The organism is Bradyrhizobium diazoefficiens USDA 110, from assembly GCF_000011365.1.
In the GTDB taxonomy this organism is placed as follows: Bacteria; Pseudomonadota; Alphaproteobacteria; order Rhizobiales; family Xanthobacteraceae; genus Bradyrhizobium; species Bradyrhizobium diazoefficiens.
Genome location: NC_004463.1, coordinates 7399230 through 7425052, shown reverse-complemented (window position 1 = coordinate 7425052; position 25823 = coordinate 7399230). Strand labels below are relative to the sequence as shown.

Here is a 25823-nt window from a genome sequence, read left to right as displayed (position 1 = left end):
GATCTGGTTTCTGAATGACGTCATTGGGTTAGCTTATTAGAACTCTTCCGAAGTACAACGGCAAATTTGGGGGATCACCCGCTTTCATGGGAGCTGCGCGTGCACAGCATTAACGGCTGCGCGCAGCAATGCGGCGGTGCAATATGTTGCGGTGCATGGAGGCGCGTCAGCGGTGCGCGATGTCGCTCTTCGCGAGGTCCCACATCAGCGCGTAGGTGCCGACGGAGACGGGAAGCGGGAAGGGCGATGCGGCGGGGCCGGTGAAGCGTTCGGCAATGACAGCCGAGACCGCGCCGACATGCGTGCCGTCGATCAGCACGAACCAGTCGCGTGCACCTTCGTTGCGCACTGCCGGAATCCCGGGCGCTGCGCCCGACAGTTCCGGCTCGCTCTCGAGCAGATGCATCGAGATGATGCCGTCGCGCTTTTCCGGCGCCAGCCTTTCTTGCAGCGCGTCACGCCATGGCGCGGCGTTGCCGGGCGTCGGCCGCAGCCGCACCACGCCGAGCGCAGCTCCGCGTCCGCTGCCGTTGCTGATGGTGACGCGCGCGACGACGCGCAGCATGTCCTTGAAACGCGCCATGGTCTGCCGCGACCAGTCGGTCGGGCTCGCGAGCCGCGCCCGGTAGGCGGGGCTGTCGAGCACGTCGAGCGTCGCGGTCGAATAGAGGCAGAGATATCTGGGATTGGCGGCGTGGGCGACATAGCGCCGTGCTTCCAGGAATCCCTCGATCGCGACACGCTCTTCCAGATGCTCGCGATCGTACCAGCGGTTGAAATCGGCCTCATCGGCCGCGTCGATATTCATCGACGTCAGCAGCATGCCTTTCCCGGCGAGCGGCATTTTTCTTGTCCTCTCATCGCGCGGACTTCGAGGCAAGGTCCGCGATCGACTTCATGACCGCGTCCCTCACGCCGGTATCATAGAGCGAATGCCCGGCTTCTTCCACGATGCGAAGCTCGGAACCCGGCCAGACTTTCGCGAGCGCATGCGCTGTCTCGGGCGGGCACAGCAGGTCGTAGCGGCCCTGGATGAGGGTGCCGGGAATGCCGGCGAGCCTCCCTGCATTCTGCAGCAGCTGGTTTGCGGTCATGAAGCTGTCGTTGACGAAGTAGTGCGCTTCCATGAACGGCGTCGCCGGTAATGTGCGCCAGACGTTCAGCGAGGCGAGGTCGAGCCGCGTCCGTGCGGGCTTGTGCTCGGACAAGATGCGCTCGGTATCGTGCCAGGCCCGCGCCGCCGGTCCATGCACGGCCGGATCGGCATCGAGGATGCGGCGCCAATAGGCGTCCACCGGCCGGTCCCGCTCCTCGGGCGGCAGCACGCTGAGAAAATCCTCGTGCAGCCCGGGATAGAAATGCGGCAGGCGCACGGTGAAGCCGGTGACGACTTCCGCCCGCGTGCCCAGGAAGGTCGCGCGCAGCGCGATGCCGGAGACGCGCTCGGGATGCGCCTGCGCATACGCCAGCGCCAGCGTCGCGCCCCAGGAGCCGCCGACCACGATCCAGCGTTCGAAGCCGAATTTCTCGCGGATCTTCTCCATGTCCGCGATCAGATGCGCCGTGGTGTTGTGCTCGCGCGAGCCCTTCGGCCGGCTGCGGCCGCAGCCGCGCTGGTCGAACAGCACGGCATGGAGGCGCTCAGGATCAAAAAGCCGGCGATGATCGGGCTGGCAGCCGCTGCCGGGCCCGCCATGCAGGTAGATCGCAGGGATTCCGCCGGCGCGGCCGACGCTCTCGACATAGAGCTCAAAGCCGTCGCCGACGTCGAGCATGTCGGAGGTCAGCGGCGCAAAGGGATCGGCACGCCTGAGTGAGCTGGCCGCGTCGGCGTCAGGCGTCATTCTCGGGTTCCAGGGTACCGCCGGCGAAGTTGCGGTAGAGGAAGCGGTTGGTCTCGCCCTCGGCCTCGCGCTCGGCCTGCTTGAAGATGGTCTCGTGCAGCGGCGACAGCGCACAGGCCGGATCGGTGTTGGCGGCATCGCCCGTCAGCGCGAAGGCCTGGCAGCGGCAGCCGCCGAAATCGATCTCGCGGAATTCGCAGGATTTGCACGGCTCCTTCATCCAGCCGGTGCCGCGATAGCGGTTGAAGGCCTCGGAGTTCTGCCAGATCCAGGCGATCGAGTGGTTGGAGCGCACGGATTCGAAGTCGAGCCCGGTGATGCTCTCGGCGGCATGGCAGGGCAGCACCTTGCCGGCCGGCGAGATGTTGAAGAACTGCCGGCCCCAGCCGCCCATGCACTTCTTCGGCCGCAGCGCGTAATAGTCCGGCACGACGTAGTCGATCGAAAGCCGGCCCTTCAGCCGTTCCCGCGCTTCCTCGACGAGGCGGGTGCATTCGTCGAGCTGCGCCACCGTCGGCATCAAGGCGGCGCGGTTCTTCAGCGCCCAGCCGTAATACTGCACGTTGGCGACCTCCAGCCGGTCGGCGTCGAGATCGATCGACATCTGGATGATGTCGGGGAGCTGGTGCAGGTTCTGCCGGTGCATCACCGCATTCACGGTGAGCGGCAGGTCGAGCTCGCGCGTCCACTTCGCGACTTCGAGCTTCTTGCGGTGCGCGTTCCGGTAGCCGGCGACGCGATCGGCAAGGCCCTCCTCGACGCCCTGGAAGCTGATCTGCACATGGCAGAGCCCGGCATCCGCCAGTTCGCTCAGCCGCTCGCGCGTCAGCAGCACGGCCGAGGTGATGAGGTTGGTGTAGAGGCCGACGTCGCTGGCATGCTTGACCAGCTCGACGAGATCCTTCCGCGCCGTCGGCTCGCCGCCTGAGAAATGCACCTGGAGCACGCCGATCTCGGCGAGCTCGCTCAACACCTTCTTCCACTCGTCGGTCGTCAGTTCCTTGCCCGAGCGATCGAGCTCGACCGGGTTGGAGCAATAGGGACATTGCAGCGGACAGCGATGCGTGATCTCGAGCAGCACGGCGAGCGGAATGCCGAACGTCTCCGCCGTCGAGCGTTGCTTCTCCAGCACCGCGAGACTGTCGCTTGTCTCGGGCGGGATTTTGGGATTGCCGAGCACATCGCTCATGACGTTTTCTCCCGGGCCTCGGTGAGGAAGCCCTTGTCGGCGAGATCCTGGAGCATGGCGATGACGTCGGTGAGGATCGCCTCGCGCGGCGCGGCGTATTTCGCCGCCAGCTGGTCGGAAACGTCGCCGACGCTGCGCTCGCCGTTGCAGAGCTGCAGGACCTCGACCGCGATCTCGTCCGGGGCCAGCACGCGTTCCGGCGCCAGGATCACCCACACTTCGCGCGTCTCGTCGTATTTCAGCTTGGCATGCCGCGGCAGCACGGGGCGGCTCGCCTCGCTGACGCTGATATGACGCGGCCCGGCCATGACAGTTCCTCTTCAGCTCGCCTTTTTAGTTTTCTTTGGGCACGAACGCGCCCGGCGGAATGTGGCCCTCGACATAGGCGTGCTGGAGCGCGTCGAGCTGCACCCACAGCACGTTGGTCTTGAAGATCAGCGCATTGCACACGGAGGCTCGCTCCTCCGGCGTCCTCGCGTGCGTCCTGACATATTCGAGCGCGAAATTGGCATCGCGCGGCGCCTGCGTGAGGCGGCGCTTGAAGTAGCTCATGATATCAGGATTGACGAAATCATAATGCTGCAACATGCCGGCGATGCGCTCTTCGTGGATGCTTGGCGCGAACAGTTCCGTGAGCGAGGAGGCGATCGCCTCCAGCGGGCTCTTCTCGCGGCAGTAGTGGACATAGGCCTCGACCGCGAAGCGCGTAGCGGGGAGAATGCCTTCGGTGGATTCCACATAGGCGGTGTCGAGGCCGAGGCCTTCGGTCAGCTTCAGCCAGCGCTCGATGCCGCCTTCGGAGCCGACATCGCCGTCATGGTCCTCGATGCGGTGGCGCCATTCCAGGCGCGTGGCGCGGTCGCGGAAGCGCGAGATCACCACCGCGTCCTTGATCGGGATCGTGCTCTGGTAATAGTAGCGGTTCAGCGCCCAGGCCTGCACCTGGCCCTTGTTCAGCTTGCCGCCGTGCAGCAGCTTATGGAACGGATGCAGGCTGTGATAGCGGGTCGCGCCGATATGGCGCAGCGCCGCTTCCAGCTCCTCGGCCGAGTTGAGCTTGATGTCCTTGCCGATCGAGAGCGCGGTTATTCCAGTCAGTGATGCGGCATTCACAGCACGATCTCCGTTCCATCCGCGGGTATCTGCCAGCCCGCCTGCTCGGCCGCTTTCCGCTCGGGTGAAGCGGGCAGCAGCGCCGGGTTCGAGTTATTGATATGCAGAAACAGCTTCCTGTCGATATCGAGGTCGGCGAGCCGCGCGATCGCGCCGTCCTCGCCGGACATGGCGACATGCCCCATGCTCTTGCCGGTCTTGTGGCCGAGCCCGGCTTTGATCATCTCGTCGTCCTGCCAGACCGTGCCGTCGAAGAACACCAGCGCGGCGCCGTCGATCTCGGCCTTGAGCGCGTCGGTCACTTCGGCGCAGGCGGCGATGAAGTAGAAGCACTTGCCGGTCGTCTTGTCGGTGATCTTGAGCCCCAGCGTATCGCCGTCGCCGGTCTCGCCGCCCGGATGCGCCTTGCCTTCCAGGTACCAGGCCGATTTGCCGGGGACCGCGAACGGCAACACCTCGATTCCAGACCGCGCACCGTCAACCAGCCGCGGCTCGAACGGCTCGCTGATGGCGATCGGCTGGCGCCGCACGTTCTTCTCGTTCAGCACGTTGAAGATGCTGTTGGCGCTGAGGATCGCCAGCACCTTCTCATGCGCATAGACCGTGAAGGGCGAGCCCTCGCGCATCGACAGCAGGCCTGCCACGGCATCGACCTCGCCATTGGTCAGGATCACGCCCGCGACCGGCGTATGACGCAGCGCGCCCGGCTTGGGGTGCAGTTGCGGCGTGGCATTCAATTGCTGGCGCAGATCGGGGGAGGCGTTGATCAGGAACCAATGCTCACCGTCGCCGCTGAAGGCGACCGAGGCCTGGGTTCGCAAGAGCTCATCGCCGATGGCACGGGCCGTGCGGCAACCTTCGCAGCCACAATTCCATTGCGGCACTCCGCCGCCGGCCCCGGCGCCCAGGACGACGACGCGAAGCATGATCCGTCTCCTGGAGGCAACGTCGCGAGGTGGATCTCAGGCCGACACGAAATCTATCTTCCGGAAATGCATCGTGACCGGAAGACATCGTAGCCGAGAGTGCCCGACCGAAAGAACCACCTGCGCAGAACGCAAACTCACCAACCGCTTACTTGCGGGTGGCGCTCACATACATGTTGATTTCCATGCCGCAGGGCACTTCGACGATCTTCGGGGCTTTCCAGGCCATTTGGCTCTCCATTTTCGTGAATTCGGACGCATCCGCCCACGGGTTAAATTACTGCGGGTGGAAAAGTTCGCCAGTGAAATTTTCCCGACCTAAGTAGTAGGCTGGCGGAATTGTTGCACTGCAAAGAGAGCGTATTGCGGCCGTAAAGTTGAGCGAATGACATAAGAAAAATTACCGATAGGTCGTGATCCCTGTCGGGATAAACCAGTTGTGAGTATGGAACGGCTTCCAATCGGCTACAGGCGACCCAATCTGGACCTCGGTGATGCCCAAATATTTCTTCAACACCCGCATCGGCGATGAATTGATCGTGGATCCCGAGGGCGAGGATCTGCGGAATCCCGATCGCGCCTGGGAGGTCGCCCGCCAGATGATCCTGGAGGTCCTGAGATCGGAAGGGACCCAGCCGGCGCTGCTGGAGGCGGTGATCGAGGTCACCGATGTCGACGGCGAAGTCGTGCTGGAGTTTCCGTTCACCGAAGCGCTGCTGGACATGCCGGATCAGTCCGCGACGAGGCATTAGAGAGGTCCGCCGCTCTCTCCACGTCATTGCGAGGAGCGCGCGACAAAATTGCGAAGCAATTTTGCGCTGATGCGACGAAGCAATCCAGACCGGTTCCGCGGAGACAGTCTGGATTGCTTCGCTGCGCTCGCAATGCCGAAAGATGCCGCAATCCGAGCCCTTCGCCCCTGCGAAATCCGCATGGCTTTACCGCGTTCCCGGCGCTAAAAGACGCCGGTTACACGGAGCAAGCCATGCAAGATCTCTGGCGCCTGTCGGCTGCCGACCTCGCCACCCTCGTCAAGACCAAAAAGGTGTCCGCCAGGGAGGCGGCCAAGGCGGGCCTCGCCCGTCTGGACGCCGTCAATCCCCAGCTCAACGCCGTGATCGACCACCGGCCGGAGGACGTGCTCAAGCAGGCTGACGCCGTCGATGCCGCAATTAGCCGGGGCGAGGACCCCGGCGTGCTGGCCGGCGTGCCCGTCACCATCAAGGCCAATGTCGACCAGGAGGGCTTTGCCACCACCAACGGCTTAAAACTCCAGCGCGACCTGATCGCGCGCGAGGACAATCCGGTGGTCGCCAACTTTCGGAAGGCGGGCGCCATCCTGCTCGGCCGCACCAATTGCCCGGCCTTCTCCTATCGCTGGTTCACCACCAACCTGGTCCACGGCGACACCAAGAACCCCCGCGATGCCTCGCTGACGCCGGGCGGCTCGTCTGGCGGCGCCGGCTCGGCGGTCGCGGCCGGCATCGGCCATATCGCCCATGGCACCGACATCGCCGGCTCGATCCGCTATCCCGCCTATGCCTGCGGCGTGCATGGCCTGCGGCCGACCCTGGGCCGCATCCCCGCCTTCAATCCGGCGCTGCCGGAACGCCCGATCGGCCCGCAGATCATGGCGGTGTCGGGACCCCTGGCGCGCACCGTCAACGACATCAGGATTTCGCTCGCGGCCATGTCGGCGCGCGACATCCGCGACCCCTGGTATGTGCCGGCGCCGCTGGAAGGTCCCGCGCGGCCGAAGCGCGCCGCGCTCTGCCTCAACCCGGACGGCCTTGCGACCACGCCGGAGGTGAAGGCGGCGGTGACCGATGCCGGCAAGCGCCTCGAGCGTGCCGGGTGGACCGTTGACGTGATCGAGAACACGCCGCCGATGCGCGAGGCGGTCGAGTGGCAGATCAAGCTTTGGCTCGGCGACGGCTATGAGGCGCAGCTCGAGATGGCAGAGCGCGAAGGCGATCCCGGTGCGCTGGCGTGCCTGCGCGGCAACCGCAGCAGGGTGACGCCGATGGACCAGGCGAATTACGCGAAGGCATTGACCCGCCGCGCCACGCTGACCCGCGACTGGATGCTGTTCTTCGAAAAATATGCGGTGCTGCTGACGCCGGTCTCCGGCGAATTGCCGTTCCCGGATCATCTCGACCGCAAAGACGACGAATCCTTCAAGCGGGTCTGGGAGGCGCAGCTGCCCCAGATCGCGATTCCCTTCATGGGTCTGCCGGGCCTCGTGGTCTCCACCGGCCTCGTCGGCAAGGCGCCGGTCGGCGTGCATATCGTGTCCGGCCGCTACCGCGAGGATCTGTGCCTGCTTGCCGGCGAAGCGATCGAGGCGGGCGGCGTGCCGCCGTCGCCGATCGATCCCGTGGGTTAGCGATGTCGGCGATTTACGACTTCAAGGCCAACTCGCTGCTCGGCGAGGAAGTGCCCATGCGCCGGTTCGAAGGGCAGGTGCTCCTGATCGTCAACACCGCGAGCAAATGCGGCTTCACGCCGCAATATCGCGGCCTTGAGGATCTCTACCGCGATCTCTCGCCGCGCGGCTTCGCGGTGCTCGGCTTTCCCTGCAACCAGTTCGGCGCGCAGGAGCCGGGGCAGGCGAGCGAGATCCAGGAATTCTGCTCGACCAATTACGACGTCACCTTTCCCCTGTTCGAGAAGATCGACGTCAACGGCGCCAACGCGCATCCCTTGTATGAGTATCTGAAACGCCAGCAATCCGGGCTCCTCGGCGCCTCCATCAAATGGAATTTCACCAAATTCCTGGTGGACCGTGCCGGCCGGGTGATCGCGCGCTACGCGCCGACCGCGCGGCCCGAAGGATTGCGGCAGCAAATCGAGACCCTGTTATGAGCGAGACAATCATGAGTGACGAATTTCCGGACCGCCTGTCGGTCGATCCGAACAGCCCCTATTACAACGCGGACATCCTGGCGCGCGACGTCGGCATCCGCTTCAAGGGCATCGAGAAGACCAATGTCGAGGAGTACTGCATCAGCGAAGGCTGGGTCCGCGTCACCGCCGGCAACGCCAAGGACCGCCACGGCAACCCGCTGACCATCAAGGTGCACGGGCCGGTCGAGCCGTATTTCAGGGATAAGAAGTAGCATGCTGTCATTCCGGGGCTCGCGAAGCGAGAACCCGGAATCTCGAGATTCCGGGTTCGATGCTGCGCATCGCCCCGGAATGACGAAAAGGGAAAGTTGAGACCCCATGTCCGTCCGCATCGTCGACGTCCGCGAGATCACCAAGCCGATCTCATCGCCGATCCGCAACGCCTATATCGATTTCACCAAGATGACGACGAGCCTCGTCGCCGTCGTCACTGACGTTGTGCGCGAAGGCAAGCGCGTCGTCGGCTACGGCTTCAATTCCAACGGCCGCTACGGGCAGGGCGGCCTGATCCGCGAACGCTTCGCCTCGCGCATCCTGGAGGCCGATCCGAAGAAGCTTCTGAACGAGGCCGGCGACAATCTCGATCCCGACAAGGTCTGGGCCGCGATGATGATCAACGAGAAGCCGGGCGGCCATGGCGAGCGCTCGGTCGCGGTCGGCACCATCGACATGGCGGTGTGGGACGCGGTGGCGAAGATCGCGGGCAAGCCGCTGTTTCGCCTGCTCGCCGAACGTCACGGCGTCAAAGCCAACCCGCGCGTGTTCGTCTATGCCGCCGGCGGCTACTACTATCCCGGCAAGGGGCTATCGATGCTGCGCGGCGAGATGCGTGGCTATCTCGACCGCGGCTACAACGTCGTGAAGATGAAGATCGGCGGCGCGCCGATCGAGGAGGATCGCATGCGCATCGAGGCGGTGCTGGAGGAGATCGGCAAGGACGCGCAGCTCGCCGTCGACGCCAACGGCCGCTTCAACCTCGAGACCGGCATCGCCTATGCCAAGATGCTGCGCGATTATCCGCTGTTCTGGTACGAGGAGGTCGGCGATCCCCTCGACTACGCGCTGCAGGCCGCGCTCGCCGAATTCTATCCCGGCCCGATGGCGACAGGCGAAAACCTGTTCAGCCACCAGGACGCGCGCAACCTGCTCCGCTATGGCGGCATGCGCCCGGACCGCGACTGGCTGCAATTCGACTGCGCGCTGTCCTATGGCCTCTGCGAATACCAGCGCACGCTCGAAGTGCTGAAGACCCATGGCTGGTCGCCAAGCCGCTGCATCCCGCATGGCGGCCACCAGATGTCGCTCAACATCGCCGCTGGCCTCGGCCTCGGCGGCAACGAAAGCTACCCGGACCTGTTCCAGCCCTACGGCGGCTTCCCCGACGGCGTGCGCGTCGAGAACGGCCACATCACCATGCCGGACCTTCCGGGCATCGGCTTCGAAGGCAAGTCGGATCTCTACAAGGAGATGAAGGCGCTGGCGGAGTAATTCACTCCACGCCGCGCATGTATCGTTGCGATAGTCCGAGAACTCTCCCCAACGTCGTCCTGGCTTTCGCCAGGACGACAGAACCTTACGACAGCCGCATGTCCAGCAGCCGCCGTCCTTCGCCCTTCAGCAGCTTCTTCACCGCGCTTGAGGCAACGATCTCGCCGTCATTGGCGTAGGCTTCGTGGTTCTTCTCGATGTCGTCGAGGCGGTAGAGGTAGTTGACCATCACGCCGGCCGACTCGCGCACGCCCTTGGGCGAGAGGTCGCCGAGCCAGTTGATGCGCTCGAGCCGCGCGCCGTTGCCGAGATGGAAGCGGGCGACGGAGTCGATCAGCCGGCCCTTCGCCGTGCGGGCCTTCAGGAAGTAGTGCGCCGCGAGCGGCTCCAGTATGCCGCGCAGCAGTGCCGTCGTCTCGGGGTTCTCGAACCATTTGGGATCGTCGAGGCGCTTCAGCACCTCGCGATCCTCGTCCGACAGCGGCAGCTCCTTGTCCTGCTTGACCCATTGCATGAAGCCCGGCACCGGCGACAGCGTCACGAAGCTGTCGAGCTTCGGCAATTCGCGGCGCAGCTCTTCCACCACCTGCTTGATCAGGAAGCTGCCGAACGAGATGCCGCCGAGGCCACGCTGGGTGTTGGAGATCGAATAGAACACGGCGGTGCGCGCGCGCTCGATCGGCAGATGCTGGCGGTCGACCGCCAGTAGCGGCGCGATCGCGCCGGGGATCGTCTCGGTCAGCGCCACCTCGACGAAGATCAGGGGCTCGTCCACCATCGCCGGATGGAAGAAGGCGTAGCAGCGGCGGTCGACCGGATCGATGCGACGGCGCAGATCGTCCCAGTCGCTGATCTCGTGGACGGCTTCATAGCGAATGATCTTTTCGAGGATGTTGGCCGGGGTTGACCAGTCAATCCTGCGCAGCACGAGAAACCCCCTGTTGAACCACGAAGAAAGCAGATGCGAGACGTCGCGATCGAGCGCGGCGAGATCGGTGTGTCCGTTCATCATGCCGAGCAGGTCGGCACGCATGTTGACGAGGTCGCCGGTGCCGCCGGGCGCGCGGTTGAGGCGGCGGATCAGCTCCTGCCGGCGCGGCTCGGAGGCGAAATGCAGCGAGCTCGCGTCCTCGTCGCTGGGCTTGGCGCGCCATTTCTCTATCGCCTTGGACAGGCGTTCCCGGTCGGGGCCGAAATCGCGCACCAGTGCCTCGAAGAAGGCGCGGCGTCCTGCCGCATCCAGGTCCTGGTAGAGATCGAGCACCTCGCGCGCCATGGCTGTGCCGGAGGCTTCGCCCCGGCCCGACAGCAGCGCACCGCAGAGCGCGATCAGCCCGTCGGCGTCCTGTTTGGTATCCGCGGAATCGCGACGAAGCAGCGTACGGCCGCGCTCGGAGATGGTGGCGAGGAGATCGGAGAAGAAGGCGTTAGCCATCTGGGCCTTTCGAAACCGGTTTGTGCGGTGCGGAAGCTTACACGGGATTTAGGCAGAAGCCGATCACAATCAAGCAGGCGAATTTGGCAACTTTAGTCAGGGCAGGCGACTCAGGAACGTTGTCATGCCCCGCGAAGACCGTCGCGCTTCACAACCGCTGTCATGCCCCGCGCAGGCGGGGCATCCAGTACGCCGCGGCGTCTCGGTTCTAGCCGCGCCGTCTCGGAGTACTGGATTGCCCGCCTTCGCGGGCAATGACACCGGGAGTGGAGCGGCGAGCAACGACACCGAGGTTGCCGCTACCCCTTCCCCGCAAACGCCGTCGGCGTCCGCCCCGTCACCTGGCGGAACGCCGCCGAGAACGCCGGCACGCTGGCATAGCCGAGCTGGGTCGCGAGCTGCTTCACCGAAACGTTCGCATCCGTGGACAGCCGCTGGATCGCCGCGGCGATCCGGGCGCGCTGGCACCAGCTCTTGAAGCTCAGCTGCGTCTCCGTGGAGAACAGCCGCGACAGCGTGCGCGCGGAGGTTCCGACCTCGCGCGCCAGCGTATCGATGTCGTGCAGGCCGGTTGGGTCGTCGAGCACGATCATCGCGGCGCGCCGGCAGCGCGGCTCGCGCGGCAGCGGCACGAAGGTCGCGGAATCCTCGGCCTGGTGCAATTCCAGCATGACGAGGCGGACCAGCAGCTCGGTGCGCTCTTCCGTGTTGCGCGCGTCGAACAGCGCGAGGATCGCCTGGTTGAGCAGCGGCGAGACCCGCACCACGAATTCCTTGGTCAGGCCTTCATAGCGTTGCTCGCGCTTCAGCCAGGGCAGGTCGAAATACAGCGTGCGCAACTCGATGTCGGCAAGCAGGTCGATGGCATGCTCGAGCCCGGCCGGGACCCAGACGGCGCGGTCCGGCGGCACCAGCCAGCGGCCCTTCGGTGTGGTCACCTGCATCGTGCCCTTGGCGGCATAGACGAGCTGCGCCTCGCGGTGCATGTGCGGATCGAGCCGCAGGCCCCTGGGGTAGTCACGCGCGACCAGATGCACGCCCGCAGGCGAGCGATGGTTGCTCCGGACCTCCCGGAGGATTGGCGTTTCCAAGACAGTCATTGGCTGCATCCCGTCATTTGCCCGAAATATAACTCATTTCGGAGCAGGAGAGGATTCGTATGAACAGCCCCAGCCGGGTCATCAGTTTCGTCAACGCAGGCCATTTCATCGACCATTATTCGATGCTGATCTTCGCCGCCGCCGTGATCATCATGGGGCCGGCGCTCGGCATGGCCTATTCGGAACTTTTGCCTTACGCGACGCCGGGCTTCATCGCGTTCGGCGCGGGCTCGCTGCTGACAGGCTGGCTCGGGGACCGCTGGAGCCGCCGCCACATGATGCTGATCTTCTTCGTCGGCATTGGCCTCTCCATGATCTCGGTCGGCTTCGTTCAGACCCCGGTTCAACTCGGCGCGGCGCTGCTGGCGATCGGCATCTTCGCCTCGATCTACCATCCCGTCGGCACCGCCATGATCGTGTCCTATGCCGACAGGCTCGGCCGCGAGATGGGCATCAACGGCGTCTGGGGCAATCTCGGCGTGGCCTCGTCCGCGCTGGTGACCGGCGTGATCGGCCAGTATCTCGGCTGGCGTTTTGCCTTCATCGTCCCCGGCGTCGTCACCATCCTGATCGGCATCGCCTTTGCGATGATGGTCGTGCACGAGGACCGCAAGGGCTCGAAGCAGGCGGCGGCGCAGGCGCGCGTCGCCAAGCAGGACATGTGGCGCGTGATCCTGGCGCTGCTGATCGTGGTGATCGCGATCTCCACCACCTTCAACGCCGTCACCGTCGCGCTGCCGAAACTGTTCGCGGAGCGGCTCGCCGATCTCACCAGGAGCCCGGCGCTGCTCGGCGTCATCGCCGCCTGTGTCTACGTGTTCGGCGCGATGACCCAGTACACGATCGGCCGGCTGCTCGACCGCTATTCGCTGAAGACGGTGGCGCTGCCGCTGTCCTTCATGCTGGCGCCGTTCCTGTATCTGGCTGCGAGCCTGTCCAATCTGCCGCTGATCCTGGTCTCGATCGGCATCGTCATGGGTGCGTTCGGGCAGGTCACGGTCAACGATGCCATGGTCGGCAAATACACCACGGAAGAGTGGCGCTCGCGCGCCTATGCCGTGCGCTATTTCGTCGGCTTCACCGCCGCCGGCGCCTCCGTCGGCCTGGTCGCCTGGCTCTACGAGCAGGGCGGGTTCGTCACCATGCTGCACGCCTTCGCCGCGCTCTGCCTGCTCGCGATCGCAGCCGCGTTGATCCTGCCGCGCGAGATCCGGACGCCGCAAGCGGCGTGAGGGGCAGTGAGGCGGGCGGCTCGCGCCACCCCGTCATTCCGGGGCGTCGCGCAGCGACGAGCCCGGAATCCATCTACTCGCAGCCTCTGCCGCCCGATGGATTCCGGGCTCGCGCCTGTCGGCGCGCCCCGGAATGACAGAAGAGATGCGCGCAGCTGCTTCAACCTCGTCATTGCGAGCGTAGCGAAGCAATCCAGAATCGTTCCGCGGCGGGACTCTGGATTGCTTCGCTGCGCTCGCAATGACGGGGGAGATGGCGGCACATCGTGCATGCCACCCATCATGCCATTCTGCCAGTGTCTTGCCCGACGGGTCAAACGCTGGCGTCGCTGAAAAAACCTCAACGCCATCAACGCCGTTCTACTGTGCAAGGGGTTGTTTTCAACTTTTTTTATCGGAGCGGGCCTCCGCAGAAGAAGCCTACGGCTTCACCTCCACGGCCGGCTGCACCTTCGGCGCCTTCTTCGACGCCCGCCAGTTCTCGAACCGCTGCACCACCACGAAGAACGCGGGCACGAACAGCACCGCGAGGCAGGTCGAGGCCAGCATGCCCGAGAACACGGTGATGCCGATCGACTTGCGGGCGCTGGCACCGGCGCCGGTCGCGATCACCAGCGGCACCACGCCGAGGATGAAGGCGAACGAGGTCATCAGGATCGGGCGGAAGCGGGCGCGGGCCGCCTCGATCGCCGACTCCAGGATCGGCTTGCCGTCGCGGCCGTGCAGCTCCAGCCCGACCTCGACGATCAGGATGGCGTTCTTGGCCGACAGCGCGATCAGCAGGATCAGGCCGATCTGGCAATAGAGGTTGTTGTCGATCTTGAGGCCGTTGAGGATCAGCATCGGCCCGATCAGCGACAGCGGCACGGCGAGGATCACCGAGATCGGCGCGTACCAGCTCTCGTACTGGCCGGCGAGCACGAGATAGACCAGCAGCATGGCGAGGCCGAACACCCAGTAGATCTGGTTCGAGACCGCCTTCTCCTGGTACGACATCGCGGTCCATTCATAGCCGGTGCCGGGCGGCAGCGTCTTGTCCGCGATCTCCTCCATCAGCTTCAGCGACTGGCCGGAGGAATAGCCCTGCGCCGGCAGGCCGATGATTGTCGAGGAGGGATAGAGATTGTAGAGGCTGATCAGCGACGGGCCGGTGGCCGGCGTGATCGTGGCCACCGTGCCGATCGGGATCATGTCGCCGTTCGAGTTGCGCACCATCATGTTGGCGATGTCGCGCTCGGTGACGCGGAAGGCCGGATCGGCTTGCGTGTAGACCTGGAACACGCGGCCGAACTTGTTGAACTGGTTGACGAAGGACGAGCCGAGATAGGTCGACAGCGCCGAGAACACCTGATCGGTGGTGACATGCAAAGTCTGGGTCTTGACGCGGTCGATCTCGACGTTGAATTGCGGCACCGACGAGCGGAACGAGGACTGGACGCGCTGCAGCGCGCTCTGGCTCTGGCCGTTGCTGACCACCGCGCCGGTGATGGCCTGCAGCTTGGCGAAATCGCTGTTGCCGTCGCGCAGCTCGACCTGCATCGAGAAGCCGGCGGCGTTGCCGATGCCCTGGATCGGCGGCGGCGGCAGCACGATGGTGCGCGCCTCCATGATCACAGCGAGCTTGTCGTTCAGCCCGTAGACCAGCGAGCGCAGATCCTCGCCGGGACCTTTGCGCGCGTCCCAATCCTTCAGGATGATGTAGGCGACGCCGGCATTGGCAAGGCTCGCGCTGCTGTCGAGCGCGGAGATGCCGGCGATGGTGATGACCTGCTGGACGCCCGGCGTCTCCTTGATGATCTCGCTGGCCCGGTCGAGCACCTTCTGGGTCCGCTCCAGCGAGGCGCCGTCGGGCAGTTGGATGGCGGCGATCAGATAGCCCTGGTCCTCGATCGGCAGGAAGCCGGTCGGCACCCGCGACAGGCCGTAGCCGCCGATCCCGATCAGCACCAGCGCCACCGCGACCGACACCGTGGCGTGCCTGACCAGGAAGGTGATCAGCCGCGTGTAGCCGCGCTCGACCCGGTCATAGACGTTGTTGAAGCCGCGATAGAAGAAGTTGCGCTGCTCCGGCGGCACCGCCGGCCGCAGCCACAGTGCGCATTGCGTCGGCTTCAGGGTCGCCGCGTTGATGGCGGACAAGAGCGCGGTCGCCGCGATCACCAGCGCGAATTGCGAGTAGATGCGGCCCGTGAGGCCCGCCAGGAACGAGGCCGGCAGGAACACCGAGATCAGCACCAGCGTGATGCCGACGATCGGCGCGAATAGCTGGTCCATCGCCTTGATCGCGGCGTCGTGGCCGTTCATGCCCTGCTCGATATTGTGGGCGGCGCCTTCGACCACCACGATGGCGTCGTCGACGACGATTCCGATCGCCAGCACGATCGCGAACAGCGTGGACATGTTGATGGTGAAGCCGAGCGCCGCCATCGCGGCGAAGGCGCCGATGATGGTCACCGGCACGGTCGTTGCCGGCACCAGCATGGCGCGCCAGTCCTGCAGGAACACCAGCATCACGACCAGCACGAGCAGGCCGGCCTCGATCAGCGTCATGTAGACCTCGTGCACCGAGGCCTCGACGAATTTGGTTGTGTCGAACGGCGTGTCGTATTTGATGCCTTCCGGGAAGCGCTTGGCGAGCTCCGCCATCTTCTTCTCGACGGCCTGCTCGACCTGGAGCGCGTTGGCGCCCGGCGACTGGAACACGCCGATGCCGACGGCGGGCTGCTTGTTCAGCGAAAAGATCTGGCTGTAGGTCTGCGCGCCGAGTTCGACCCAGCCGACGTCGCGCACCCGCGTGACGTCGCCGCTGGTGCCTGACTTGACGATGATGTTCTCGAACTGGCTGGTGTCGTCGAGCCGGCCGTTGACGTTGAGCGTGTATTGGAACGCCTGGCCCGGCGGCGTCGGCGGCGCGCCGACCTGGCCGGCGGAGACCTGCTGGCTCTGCTGCTGGATCGCCTGGATCACGTCCTGCGGCACGAGGCCACGGACTTGCAGCTTGTTCGGGTCGAGCCACACCCGCATCGAATACTGGCCTGCGCCGAACACCGTGACGTTGCCGACGCCGGGCAGGCGCGAGAGCTCGTCGCGGATGTTGATGGTGGCGTAGTTGCTCAAATAGAGACTGTCGAACCGGGAGTCCGGCGAGGTCAGCGTCACGAACAGCAGGATCGAGGTCGATTTCTTCTGGACGGTGACGCCCTGGTTCTGCACGGACGTCGGCAGTTGCGACAGCGCGCTGGAGACGCGGTTCTGCACCAGCACCTGCGCGAAGTTGAGGTCGGTGCCGATCTTGAAGGTCACGGTCAGCGTATAGGTGCCGTCGGAGCCGCTGTAGGACTGCATGTAGAGCATGTCCTCGACGCCATTGACCTGTTGTTCGATCGGCAGGGCTACCGTGTCGATCACGGTCTTGGCGCTGGCGCCGGGATAGCGCGTGGTGACCTGCACGGTCGGCGGCACCACGTCGGGGTATTGCGCGATCGCGAGGTTGAACAGCGCGACGCCGCCGATCAGGATCATCAGCAGTGCGATGACGTTCGAGAGGACCGGCCGCTCGATGAAGAATTTTGAGATCATGGCAGGCAGCTCCTACTTGGCAGACGCCTGCGGCTGCTCGATCTTCGTCACTTGCGGGTCGATCTTCTGGCCCGGGATCACCCGCAGCAGCCCCGCGATCACGACGCGGTCGTCTGGCTTCAGCCCGCTCTCGATCACGCGCAGGCCGTTATCGGTGGGGCCGATCTGCACCTTGCGCTGCTCGACGACGTTGTCGCCATTGACCACCAGCAGATAGCGGCCGCCCTGGTCGCTGCCGAGCGCGGTGTCGGGAACGAGGAGCGCGCCCTTCTCCTGGTCGAAGGGCACGCGGACGCGGACGAAATAGCCGGGCAGCAGCACCCGCTTGTCGTTGGGGACGAGGCCGCGCACGGCAAGCGTACCGGTCGACTGGTTGAGGGTCGGCGAGACGTAGTCGAGCTTGCCTTCATGCGGATAGCCGGTCTCGTTCTGGAGCCCGACTTGAATCGGAAATTGCTTGAGGTCGGTGGGCGTCAGTCCCCGGCGGGCCGCTTCGGCGCGGATGCGTAGCACGTCCTGCTCGTTGACGGTGAAGTTCACCCAGATCGGGTCCATCGCGACGATGGTCGCGAGCTGGGTCGGGGAGGAGACGCCGACGAGCTCGCCGATCGAGACCATGTGGGCGCTGACGACGCCGTCGAACGGCGCGGTGACCTTGGTGTAGCCGTAGTTGACCTCGGCGATCCTGGTGTTGGCCTGCGCCTGCAGGAGATTGGCCTGCGCGTTTTCGTGCGTTGACGTCGAGGTGTCGAGGGTGGCCTGCGAGACCGCCTGCCGCTGCACCAGATCGCTTTGCCGCTTGAAGTCGGCCTCCGCCTGCCGGAGCGAGGCCTGGGCGCCGGCCTCGGCCGCCTGGGCCTGCTCGAGCTTCAGCTTGTAGGTCTCGGGCTCGATGGTAAAGAGCTGGGTGCCCTGCTTGACGAAGGTGCCGTCCTGGTAGTCGATCGACTGCAGGAAACCCTGCACGCGCGCCACCAAGTCGACATTCTTGATCGGCGCGGTGTTGCCGGTGGCCTCGACATAGCGCGTCACCGGCCGCTGCACGGGCGTCGCCACGTCCACCTTGGGCGGGGGCGGAGCCACGTAGGCGTTCTTGTCCTCGCAGCCGGCGAGCGCGATCACGGCGGCCGTGGCGGCTAGCGCCCGTCCAACATGTCTCCACGCTCCATTGCGATGTGCGGGAGATGCGGGATTCGCGCGCGTCATTCGGTGGCCCCCGATTGCTGTCTGTCGGTGCGGCAGGCTACCAACAAATGTCCGGCCGTGGAACACCATAGCCATGGCGGTCGTCGGCCTTGCACGGCGAACGGCGGTGTGGCCTTTGACAGGTTTGTCATGACAAACCGCTTTTCACCGCGCGCACGATCGACCAGAATTGTGTCAAAGGTCGTGTGGCGGAAGCGAAGCGGTCGGGACGACGAGAACAAGAAAACGCGAGGAGAACATGACATGTCCGCGTCCGTCCAATCGGCCCTCTCCGGTCTCGTTCTCGCGGCGGCGGTTGCCATGCCCGCGCTAGCCGATGGGCTGAAGGACGAGATCGCGCCGACCGGCAAGCTGCGGGTCGCGATCGCAATCAGCCCCGCAGGCGGCGCATTCTGGTCGACCAGGACGGAAACCGGCTATGCCGGCGTGCCGGTGGACCTCGGCAAGGAGATGGCGGCCCAGCTCGGCGTTGGTGTCGAATATGTCGTGCACCAAAATTCCGGACAGATCACCGACGCGGCCAGCAAAGGCACCTGGGATGTCACCTGGCTGCCAAAGGACCCCGAGCGCGAGAGCAAGATGATGTTCGGGCCGATCTACGAGGTCGCGGACGCCACCTACATCGTCAAGGCCGGTTCGAACGTGACCAGTTTTGCCTCGCTCGACCAGCCCGGCATCAAGGTCGCGGCCGTCAACGCCACCACCACCATGCGTGGCGCTGTCGCACATCTCAGGAACGCTGAGGTCACCGGCTATCAGACCTATGACGAGATCTTCGGCCTCCTGAAGAGCGGCGAGATCGACGCCTTCGCGCTGTCGCGCGACCAGCTCAACAAAATGGCGCAGAAGATTCCCGGTACAAAGGTGCTGGACGAGACGTTCAAGAAGACGGTGACAGCCGTCGCGGTGCCGCTCGGCCACAGCCTGGCGCTGACCTTCGTCACCAAATTCATGAACGAGGCGACGATCAACGGCACCTTGCGCAAGGCCTATGACAACAATGGCCTGAAGGATTCTCCGATCCGCACCGAGTAGACGCCCGCTGTGGCGGACTCCTCACCATGAGGGTCGAGGAAGGCAGCTTCGGGCAAATCGCCCGTGTAGAAAATCTTGTCTGAACAACTGCGCAAAGTGTCTCTTGCGTCAAACTGACACAGCTCTGTCATCGCGCGCCATTAACGTTCCCGGGGTCGGCGTCAATCCTTCGGGGCAACACAACAATGAAATCCAGATTTCTGACGACGGCCGCGATTTTCGCGGCCGCGACGGCACTCGCATGCGCCATGCCTGTTCTCGCGGACGATTTCGGTCGGGAACGCGATCATGATCACGATCGTCACCGTCATCCGCATGACATCCACACCGAGACGCCGATCAAGCATCTCGTGATCATCTTCAACGAGAACCGCTCGTTCGACCATTATTTCGCGACATATCCGAACGCGGCCAATCCGTCGGGCTCCATACCCTTCGTGCCGAAGCCGCACACGCCGAAGGTCAACAACCTCGTCACGGCGAACCTGCTGGTCAACAACCCGAACAACAGCCCGGCCAACGGCACCGGCGCGACGGATCCGTTCCGTCTCGACCGCACCCAGGCCAACACGCGCTCGCAGAACCATGCCTACACGCCCGAGCAGCAGGCGGTGGACAACGGCAAGGAAGACCTGTTCCCGAAATTCACCGGCCGCGGCACGGCCGGCGGCGCCGGCGCGTTCGGCACCAACGGCCAGGTGATGGGCTATTTCGACGGCAACACCGTCACGGCCTTCTGGAACTACGCCCAGCACTTCGCCATGAGCGACAATCACTGGACCGACACGTTCGGTCCGTCCACGCCCGGCATGCTGGAAGTGGTCTCCGGCCAGACCAACGGCGCGCAGAACGTCGTCGGCACCTCGTCCTCGATCGCCGACGGCCAGGGCGGCCTGACGCTGATCGGCGACACCGATCCTGCCTACGATTCCTGCTCGAGCACGACCAGCACCGTGCTGATGACCAGCAAGAACATCGGCGATCTGCTCAACGACGAGCGCATCAGCTGGGGCAGCTTCATGGGCGGCTTCGACCTGACGCTCAAGAACGCCAACGGCACCACCGGTTGCGGCCGCAGCACCTTCTCGAGCAACGTCAACGGCACCATTGTGGACTACAGTCCGCACCACGCCTTCTTCCAGTACTACAAGTCGACCGCCAACCCGACCCATGCGCGGCCGAGCTCGGTCCAGGCGATTGGCCATACCCACGACTTCAACGGCAAGGTTGATCCGGCCAACCACAACTACGATCTCGAGGACTTCTACGCCGCGGTGAAGGCCGGCAACTTCCCGGCCGTCTCCTACATCAAGATGCCGGCCTTCCAGGACGGTCACGCCGGCAATTCCGATCCGCTCGACGAGCAGGTGGGCAATGTCGAGCTGATCAACTTCCTCCAGAAGCAGCCGGAGTGGCGCGAGACCGCGGTCATCATCACCTATGACGACTCCGACGGCTGGTACGATCACCAATACGTCGCGCCGAAGAGCGCCTCCTACGATCCGACCGCCGACCAGGTCAACGGTCCGGGCCTGTGCGGTCTCGGCCCGCAGAAGCAGCCGGCGCCGAAGGGGCTTAGCGGCAAGCCGGTGAGCGGCCGCTGCGGTCCGGGCACCCGCGTTCCCTTCATCGTGGTTTCGCCCTATGCGAGGACGAACTTCGTCAGCCACACCTACATCTCGCAGGCCTCGGTGGTGCGGTTCATCGAGGACAATTGGCTGCGCGGCCAGCGTCTCGGCGGCGGCTCGTTCGACGCCAGCGCCGGGTCGATCATGGACCTGTTCGACTTCGATCATGATCATCGCCACGATCTCCGGGTGGACGCGCTGTTCCTTGACCCGACCTCCGGCACTGTCATGACCAGCCCGCCGGACGAGCATCACCATCACTAGGACGCTAGGTCATATGAACAGCCGCACCATGTGGCTTTTCGGCGCCGGCCTGCTTTGTCTGGCCGGCGCCGTCCTTGCCGTCGCGACGCAGGGATTTGCGGAAGCAAATCCCGCGGGTGCGAATCCGAACCCGGTTCGTCTCATGCGTCCGCCGGCCGCTCCGCTCTCGGCGATGGCGCAGCTCGGCAGGGAGATTTTTTACGACGCCTCGCTATCGTCCTCGGGCGCGCTGTCATGCGCGTCCTGTCACAGCCCGGATCACGCCTACGGTCCGCCCAATGACGGGCCGGTCATGCTCGGCGGCGCGACGTTGTCGCGCCCGGGCGCACGCGCGGTGCCGTCGCTGACATATCTCGATCGCCATCCGAATTTCAGCATCGGCCCCGACAAGGGTGACGACGACAACGTCGTCGACCTCGCGCAGATGGCCGCGCTCGGCCAGCTGGCGGCGCGCACCACCAAGACCGCGGGCGGTAGCGGCGCGTCGGCGAACATCGTTCCGCAAGGCGGCCTGTTCTGGGACGGCCGCGCCGATACGTTGCAGGACCAGGCGCTGTTTCCGCTGCTCGATCCCAACGAGATGGACGGCGGCCGCGCCGAGATCGTTGCAGGCAAGCTGCGGCGTGCGCCCTACGCCACCCGCTTCGTCGAGCTGTTCGGCGCTGGTGTGCTGAAGAATCAACGGCTGCTGATCGCGGAGGCGATGTTCGCGGTGGCGCGCTATCAGGTCGAGGAGCCGAGCTTCCATCCCTACACCAGCAAGTACGACTACTGGCTCGAGGGCAAGGCGCGGCTGTCCGAGAGCGAGCTGCGCGGGCTGCAAGCGTTCAACGATCCCGACAAGGCCAATTGCGCCGGCTGCCACACCTCGGCGCCGACCCGCGACGGGCTGCCGCCGCTGTTCACCGATCACCAATACGAGGCGCTCGGCGCCCCGCGCAACGCCGAGCTTGCCAACAATCGCGACCCCAATTATTTCGACCTTGGCGTTTGCGGCCCGAATCGCACCGACATGCCCGAGCAGACCCAATATTGCGGCATGTTCCTGACGCCGACGCTGCGCAACACCGCGGTGCGTCACGCCTTCTTCCACAACGGCGTCTTCCGCAGCCTCGAGCAGGTGCTCGACTTCTACAATTTTCGCGACACCAATCCGGAGAAGGTCTTTCCGCGCGCCGCCGACGGCGCGGTGCGGAAATACGACGACCTGCCGCAAAAATATCACGCCAATGTCGACGTCACCGATCCGCCGTTCGACCGCCACCCCGGCGACAGACCGGCGATGACGGACCAGGAAGAGGCCGACATCATCGCGTTCCTGAAGACCCTGACGGACGGATACAAGCCGGAAAATTAGGGCGTGTGTGTATAAAAGCGGTCTGGGCGTGCGGGGGGCGCCGGCGCCACCAAGGCCTCGGCCGTGGTCGCCGCGGTTGAGCCAAAAGAGTCGGTTGTCGCCTGCATGAACACGCTGGCCGTTGCCACGGCGTGTCGCGGCTATATTCAAAAGAACTCGAGCGAAGGAAAGTGATTGACCAGTCTGTCCCAGAGCGAGAACGGTGGCCGTGGCTGCCTTTTGGCATCCCTGAGGGATAGACACCGCGGTGCCAGTCTCATCCCGTAATAAAGGTTCGCTCCGGAGACGCTCTGACCGCCCTGTATGCTGACAGTCGGATCGAAATTATTCTTTATCAGGTCTGTCGTTTGTTCCACGGAGCCCGCCGCTGAATTGTCGTAGGCCGCCACGTATTTCGTCGACGCCTTGAGGACCCGCTGTCCCTGGCAAACGTACTCGCCGTTTTCCAGATACCGTTTCACTTCCCGATCACAGGACTCGCGACGGAACAGCTCCTCAGCGATGATTGATAGGTCTTCAAGTGAGATCTCCAGCACTTGAACGTCATCGAGCTCCAGCTTTACAGCTTCCGCCAATTTTGCATCGGTATGTGACTGAATCGAACGCACGACTTTTGAGTCGAGCGAATATTGCGTCTTTCGTAGTTCGGAGGTGACTTGGGTTGCAGAAGATGACGTGCGGGTGACGCCAACCAGTCGCTCAGGCGAGACTTCGCACAGCATGTCGTAATCCTGGCCGTTCGGAGAGACATGATAGATGGAGCCTGGAGCGCGCAGGAGCACCGGCGGCGTTATCGGGTGAAAGCCGATAGCGGTGATTGCTTCGTTGAGTTTATTTGGGGGCGTGTGGTGACGTATCGCAGCCACGGATGCCAGTGGTGCGATGCTCACGATCGTCACTAATGTCCCCCACTTGATCAATGGGCGCATTGGAATTCTCCGCCGATTATCCGCAACAATAGTTTCCGCAGGGGCGCGCGCATGCGTTGGCCGAATCTGCCGGAATAGCCGTCGCGAATGCGGCGAGAGCAAAGATCAAAAGCAGTGCTGCGAACTTCATGACCTGTCCTCCTATGGGTTGACAGATGTTCGCTCGACTTGACGTCCGGAAACCCATGACGCCTTGGCGCCGGGAAGCGAGACATCTTCTCGCCAAGCTACGCGCGGCATGGGGCCGCCGATATGAACCAGCTCACACTCTATCTAGAATTGTGGCGGGTGATCTCGCCCTTCTGCATGTCGTCGTTACCAAGGAACGACCGCTGTCGGTCACAAGACGATATCAAGATTATGAGTCTGCCCTAGCTCGTCATGCCCGCGTGCCACGCGGCGAGCACGTCCTTCTCGTCGTCTCTGGTGAGACCGATGACCGGCCCGTTGCCGGCGCGGAGCCAGTCGAACGTATCGCGCACGGTGGCGGCCACCGGGCGCGAGGTCAATCCGGCCTCGCGTGCCGGCGAGGTGTCGCGTGTCAGGAAGCCGGCGAAGTCGGGCAGGGGCAGCCACATCGGCAGTGATCGCGGACCTGCCCAGCGCCGTACGTCATGCGCTTCCAGGAAGGCGCGATCGACCCAGGTGAAGGTGCAGGCGGAGTTCAGCGCGGATGCACATTCGGTCAGGAATTCGCCGCGCGTGCGCACCGGTCCAATCCCGTCATAGATGCCGGTCAGGCCAACCTCGGCCGCATGCACGATCCATTGTGCGAGATCGCGCACGTCGATGAACTGGACGGCATCGTCAGGCGCTCCCGGCGCCAGCACCTCGCCGCCGCGCGCAAGCCGGGCCGGCCAGTACGCGAACCGTCCCGTCGGATCCTCCGGCCCGGCGATGAGGCCGGCCCGGCAGATGAAGGCATCAGTGCCGACGGCCTGCTCGCACGCGACCTTGGCGGCGCCATAAATGGCGTCGGCGCTGTGCTCGACGTCTTCGATCATGGGCTCGCGCAGCGGCGCCGTGTCGGCGCGTTGTCCCGGTATGCGGTTGTCTGCGTAGACGCTGATCGTGGAGACGAAGGTCCAGTGCATGCCCGGCCGCTTCAGCGCCGCGACGGCGCGGCGAACCTGGCCGGGATGACGCGAGACGTCGACGACGGCATCGAATGTCTCACCCGCGAGCGGCGCGAGACCGTCCGCGACGTCGCGATCGATCCGGATCAGTCGGCTGCCTGCCGCGATCGGCCCGGCGAGACCGCGGGCGGCGCAGGTCACGTCGTGACCGTTGGCGCAGGCATGGGCCGCAATCGCGCGTCCGAGAAACTGGCTGCCGCCAAGGATGAGGATGCGCATGATACTGCCCGTGCTGCTGATGAGATCACGAGCCTACTACGTCCGGTAGCGGTTACAACCGATGCCTCAGTGCGCCCTGATCTCCGCGTATTTCGCCATCGCCTTCTCGAACTTCCGGTTGTACAACCACATCGCAGCGAGAATCTCGCGGAAGCTTGCCGAGCTGCGCGATCTGTCGGCCTGGCCGAACGCGAAGATGCTGTTGTTGCGCAAGTGCCTCATGATCGTGGGGCTCGACACCCGGTAGTTCAGGAGATCGCCCGATTTGAGCGCGGACCGCGTCGGGGTGGGAACGATCTGGATCAGCTCGAACAGCTTCATCTGGTCGATCGGGTCGGGCAGCGTCTTCACGATTCCCGGGATCTCCCGGAACAGATCCGCATGCGCGTTCATCAGACCGTTGCGGACATTGGTCCAGTGATTGAAACGATGATCGGTGCCGCGGGCGCGTGCCTCTTCCCTGTCGTCACGCGCGGCCAGCGCGGGATCGGCCGCCGCGATCTCGCTCTTGATAGACTCCCATTTCCTGCGGCCGTTGCGGTCCTCGGACGGGCCGGTCTGGAAGCTGCCCATATAGGTGTTCGAGCGCGCATTGCGGACGTTCTGCTTGCCGTTGGTCTCGGCAAAGAACAGCCCGAGGCTGATACGTCCCGCAGCTTCGGCGTGGCCAGACGCAAGTCCCTTGGCGCGCGCGATAGCGACTGCGAGATCGACGACGTCCTTGAACGGCGTCGGCGAGTTCTGCGCGCCGGCGGGCGGCGCCTCCATGATCTCGAAGAGTCCAGCATATTCGTCGACCAGCGGCTCGATGTCGGCGTCGAAATAGGCCGGCGGAATCTCGAACTTGTTGGGCTTGCCGATCCGCGACGGCATGGCGTCGGTGAGATCCTTGTAAGCACTGATGACCGCGACGCGTGCCAGATAGAGCGCCTGTCCCGGCAGGTTCGGCAGCGGCTCCTTCGCCGCGATCTGTCGGCGCCGCTCGGCAAGGATGGATTTGAAATCGCCGAGCGCGCGATCGTAGGTGGCGAGCGCCTCCGATTGCCTCGCCGTGAGCGTTTGTGCCTGGCTCGCCGTGAACGTCGTGAGGATCAGCCCAAGCACCGCCAGGGCTGCGGCGGCGTGACATCGTCGTCCCATGGCGGGTTCCCGTGTGCCGGAGATTCGTCGATCATGGGATCGTAAACATCAAACGCGCGGACTGGCGAGTTGCAAATCCCGCTCAGCCCGGGTTCT

23 protein-coding genes are annotated in these 25823 nt (G+C 64.6%); 9 read left to right on the top strand and 14 right to left on the bottom strand.

Translation table 11 applies throughout. From position 1 onward, the window contains the following. Positions 1 to 166: 166 nt before the first annotated feature. From BJA_RS34160 to pqqA, 7 genes are all read right to left on the bottom strand, one after another. On the bottom strand, positions 167 to 844 hold the full coding sequence (locus BJA_RS34160; RefSeq protein ID WP_011089480.1) for a DUF4286 family protein: 678 nt from the start codon (positions 842 to 844) through the stop codon (positions 167 to 169). Between the two features lie 13 nt (positions 845 to 857). After that, entirely contained in the window at positions 858 to 1844 is a 987-nt protein-coding gene (gene pip, locus BJA_RS34155; RefSeq protein ID WP_011089479.1) for a prolyl aminopeptidase, read from the bottom strand. After that, the gene (gene pqqE, locus BJA_RS34150; RefSeq protein ID WP_011089478.1) at positions 1834 to 3033 is read right to left on the bottom strand and encodes a pyrroloquinoline quinone biosynthesis protein PqqE; all 1200 of its coding nucleotides are present in this window, start codon (positions 3031 to 3033) and stop codon (positions 1834 to 1836) included. Before pqqE ends, pip begins: the two co-directional genes overlap by 11 nt. Further along, complete coding sequence (pqqD, locus tag BJA_RS34145) at positions 3030 to 3341, bottom strand: pyrroloquinoline quinone biosynthesis peptide chaperone PqqD (RefSeq protein ID WP_011089477.1); 312 nt, start codon at positions 3339 to 3341, stop codon at positions 3030 to 3032. The genes pqqE and pqqD overlap by 4 nt, the downstream gene beginning before the upstream one ends. Before the next feature lie 25 nt (positions 3342 to 3366). Next, complete coding sequence (pqqC, locus tag BJA_RS34140) at positions 3367 to 4146, bottom strand: pyrroloquinoline-quinone synthase PqqC (RefSeq protein WP_011089476.1); 780 nt, start codon at positions 4144 to 4146, stop codon at positions 3367 to 3369. Further along, entirely contained in the window at positions 4143 to 5072 is a 930-nt protein-coding gene (pqqB, locus tag BJA_RS34135; protein WP_011089475.1) for a pyrroloquinoline quinone biosynthesis protein PqqB, read from the bottom strand. The genes pqqC and pqqB overlap by 4 nt, the downstream gene beginning before the upstream one ends. Before the next feature lie 148 nt (positions 5073 to 5220). After that, entirely contained in the window at positions 5221 to 5301 is an 81-nt protein-coding gene (gene pqqA, locus BJA_RS34130; protein WP_007595659.1) for a pyrroloquinoline quinone precursor peptide PqqA, read from the bottom strand. A gap of 265 nt (positions 5302 to 5566) precedes the next feature. On the opposite strand from pqqA, the gene BJA_RS34125 reads away from it, so the two are divergent. From BJA_RS34125 to tarD, 5 genes are all read left to right on the top strand, one after another. Continuing rightward, positions 5567 to 5824 (top strand): DUF6894 family protein, encoded by a 258-nt coding sequence (locus BJA_RS34125; RefSeq protein WP_028174561.1) that lies wholly within the window; start codon positions 5567 to 5569, stop codon positions 5822 to 5824. 233 nt (positions 5825 to 6057) lie between these two features. After that, positions 6058 to 7458, top strand: coding sequence for an amidase family protein (locus BJA_RS34120; protein WP_011089472.1), 1401 nt, complete (start codon positions 6058 to 6060; stop codon positions 7456 to 7458). Positions 7459 to 7460: 2 nt separating this feature from the next. Next, positions 7461 to 7937, top strand: a complete 477-nt coding sequence (locus BJA_RS34115) for a glutathione peroxidase (RefSeq protein WP_011089471.1) — start codon at positions 7461 to 7463, stop codon at positions 7935 to 7937. Further along, positions 7934 to 8191, top strand: coding sequence for a DUF3297 family protein (locus BJA_RS34110; protein WP_011089470.1), 258 nt, complete (start codon positions 7934 to 7936; stop codon positions 8189 to 8191). The genes BJA_RS34115 and BJA_RS34110 overlap by 4 nt, the downstream gene beginning before the upstream one ends. A 106-nt stretch (positions 8192 to 8297) precedes the next feature. After that, positions 8298 to 9467 (top strand): D(-)-tartrate dehydratase, encoded by a 1170-nt coding sequence (tarD, locus tag BJA_RS34105; RefSeq protein WP_011089469.1) that lies wholly within the window; start codon positions 8298 to 8300, stop codon positions 9465 to 9467. Positions 9468 to 9552: 85 nt separating this feature from the next. Here the strand turns inward: tarD and BJA_RS34100 are convergent, their stop codons facing one another. Together BJA_RS34100 and BJA_RS34095 are read right to left on the bottom strand one after the other, a co-directional pair. After that, positions 9553 to 10902 carry a malonyl-CoA decarboxylase gene (locus BJA_RS34100; RefSeq protein ID WP_011089468.1) on the bottom strand — a complete coding sequence of 450 codons (1350 nt, stop codon included), beginning with the start codon at positions 10900 to 10902 and terminating at the stop codon, positions 9553 to 9555. A gap of 299 nt (positions 10903 to 11201) precedes the next feature. Beyond that, positions 11202 to 12002 (bottom strand): AraC family transcriptional regulator, encoded by an 801-nt coding sequence (locus tag BJA_RS34095; RefSeq protein ID WP_038967656.1) that lies wholly within the window; start codon positions 12000 to 12002, stop codon positions 11202 to 11204. Between the two features lie 59 nt (positions 12003 to 12061). On the opposite strand from BJA_RS34095, the gene BJA_RS34090 reads away from it, so the two are divergent. Further along, positions 12062 to 13234 carry an MFS transporter gene (locus BJA_RS34090; RefSeq protein ID WP_011089466.1) on the top strand — a complete coding sequence of 391 codons (1173 nt, stop codon included), beginning with the start codon at positions 12062 to 12064 and terminating at the stop codon, positions 13232 to 13234. A gap of 420 nt (positions 13235 to 13654) precedes the next feature. Here the strand turns inward: BJA_RS34090 and BJA_RS34085 are convergent, their stop codons facing one another. After that, positions 13655 to 16813, bottom strand: a complete 3159-nt coding sequence (locus BJA_RS34085) for an efflux RND transporter permease subunit (RefSeq protein WP_011089465.1) — start codon at positions 16811 to 16813, stop codon at positions 13655 to 13657. A 12-nt stretch (positions 16814 to 16825) separates the two neighbouring features. Further along, on the bottom strand, positions 16826 to 18019 hold the full coding sequence (locus BJA_RS34080; RefSeq protein WP_038967657.1) for an efflux RND transporter periplasmic adaptor subunit: 1194 nt from the start codon (positions 18017 to 18019) through the stop codon (positions 16826 to 16828). 243 nt (positions 18020 to 18262) lie between these two features. On the opposite strand from BJA_RS34080, the gene BJA_RS34075 reads away from it, so the two are divergent. From BJA_RS34075 to BJA_RS34065, 3 genes are all read left to right on the top strand, one after another. Then, positions 18263 to 19054, top strand: coding sequence for an ABC transporter substrate-binding protein (locus tag BJA_RS34075; RefSeq protein ID WP_038967658.1), 792 nt, complete (start codon positions 18263 to 18265; stop codon positions 19052 to 19054). Between the two features lie 185 nt (positions 19055 to 19239). Continuing rightward, complete coding sequence (locus BJA_RS34070; protein ID WP_011089462.1) at positions 19240 to 20946, top strand: phospholipase C; 1707 nt, start codon at positions 19240 to 19242, stop codon at positions 20944 to 20946. A gap of 13 nt (positions 20947 to 20959) precedes the next feature. Next, the gene (locus tag BJA_RS34065; protein ID WP_011089461.1) at positions 20960 to 22303 is read left to right on the top strand and encodes a cytochrome-c peroxidase; all 1344 of its coding nucleotides are present in this window, start codon (positions 20960 to 20962) and stop codon (positions 22301 to 22303) included. A gap of 146 nt (positions 22304 to 22449) precedes the next feature. Here BJA_RS34065 and BJA_RS34060 read toward each other — a convergent pair whose 3' ends face one another. The 3 genes from BJA_RS34060 to BJA_RS34050 all read right to left on the bottom strand — a co-directional run bounded on the left by BJA_RS34060 (position 22450) and on the right by BJA_RS34050 (position 25727). Beyond that, entirely contained in the window at positions 22450 to 23232 is a 783-nt protein-coding gene (locus tag BJA_RS34060; RefSeq protein WP_063921535.1) for a hypothetical protein, read from the bottom strand. 371 nt (positions 23233 to 23603) lie between these two features. Next, positions 23604 to 24587 carry an SDR family oxidoreductase gene (locus BJA_RS34055; RefSeq protein ID WP_011089460.1) on the bottom strand — a complete coding sequence of 328 codons (984 nt, stop codon included), beginning with the start codon at positions 24585 to 24587 and terminating at the stop codon, positions 23604 to 23606. 66 nt (positions 24588 to 24653) lie between these two features. After that, positions 24654 to 25727, bottom strand: coding sequence for a hypothetical protein (locus BJA_RS34050; RefSeq protein WP_011089459.1), 1074 nt, complete (start codon positions 25725 to 25727; stop codon positions 24654 to 24656). Positions 25728 to 25823: the final 96 nt, after the last annotated feature.

Coding starts and splice junctions, on each gene's coding strand:
- BJA_RS34160 (WP_011089480.1), bottom strand. CDS start 844: ATGCCGCTCGCCGGGAAAGGCATGCTGCTGACGTCGATGAATATCGAC.
- pip (WP_011089479.1), bottom strand. CDS start 1,844: ATGACGCCTGACGCCGACGCGGCCAGCTCACTCAGGCGTGCCGATCCC.
- pqqE (WP_011089478.1), bottom strand. CDS start 3,033: ATGAGCGATGTGCTCGGCAATCCCAAAATCCCGCCCGAGACAAGCGAC.
- pqqD (WP_011089477.1), bottom strand. CDS start 3,341: ATGGCCGGGCCGCGTCATATCAGCGTCAGCGAGGCGAGCCGCCCCGTG.
- pqqB (WP_011089475.1), bottom strand. CDS start 5,072: ATGCTTCGCGTCGTCGTCCTGGGCGCCGGGGCCGGCGGCGGAGTGCCG.
- pqqA (WP_007595659.1), bottom strand. CDS start 5,301: ATGGCCTGGAAAGCCCCGAAGATCGTCGAAGTGCCCTGCGGCATGGAA.
- BJA_RS34125 (WP_028174561.1), top strand. CDS start 5,567: ATGCCCAAATATTTCTTCAACACCCGCATCGGCGATGAATTGATCGTG.
- BJA_RS34120 (WP_011089472.1), top strand. CDS start 6,058: ATGCAAGATCTCTGGCGCCTGTCGGCTGCCGACCTCGCCACCCTCGTC.
- BJA_RS34115 (WP_011089471.1), top strand. CDS start 7,461: ATGTCGGCGATTTACGACTTCAAGGCCAACTCGCTGCTCGGCGAGGAA.
- BJA_RS34110 (WP_011089470.1), top strand. CDS start 7,934: ATGAGCGAGACAATCATGAGTGACGAATTTCCGGACCGCCTGTCGGTC.
- tarD (WP_011089469.1), top strand. CDS start 8,298: ATGTCCGTCCGCATCGTCGACGTCCGCGAGATCACCAAGCCGATCTCA.
- BJA_RS34100 (WP_011089468.1), bottom strand. CDS start 10,902: ATGGCTAACGCCTTCTTCTCCGATCTCCTCGCCACCATCTCCGAGCGC.
- BJA_RS34095 (WP_038967656.1), bottom strand. CDS start 12,002: ATGACTGTCTTGGAAACGCCAATCCTCCGGGAGGTCCGGAGCAACCAT.
- BJA_RS34090 (WP_011089466.1), top strand. CDS start 12,062: ATGAACAGCCCCAGCCGGGTCATCAGTTTCGTCAACGCAGGCCATTTC.
- BJA_RS34085 (WP_011089465.1), bottom strand. CDS start 16,813: ATGATCTCAAAATTCTTCATCGAGCGGCCGGTCCTCTCGAACGTCATC.
- BJA_RS34080 (WP_038967657.1), bottom strand. CDS start 18,019: ATGACGCGCGCGAATCCCGCATCTCCCGCACATCGCAATGGAGCGTGG.
- BJA_RS34075 (WP_038967658.1), top strand. CDS start 18,263: ATGTCCGCGTCCGTCCAATCGGCCCTCTCCGGTCTCGTTCTCGCGGCG.
- BJA_RS34070 (WP_011089462.1), top strand. CDS start 19,240: ATGAAATCCAGATTTCTGACGACGGCCGCGATTTTCGCGGCCGCGACG.
- BJA_RS34065 (WP_011089461.1), top strand. CDS start 20,960: ATGAACAGCCGCACCATGTGGCTTTTCGGCGCCGGCCTGCTTTGTCTG.
- BJA_RS34060 (WP_063921535.1), bottom strand. CDS start 23,232: ATGCGCCCATTGATCAAGTGGGGGACATTAGTGACGATCGTGAGCATC.
- BJA_RS34055 (WP_011089460.1), bottom strand. CDS start 24,587: ATGCGCATCCTCATCCTTGGCGGCAGCCAGTTTCTCGGACGCGCGATT.
- BJA_RS34050 (WP_011089459.1), bottom strand. CDS start 25,727: ATGGGACGACGATGTCACGCCGCCGCAGCCCTGGCGGTGCTTGGGCTG.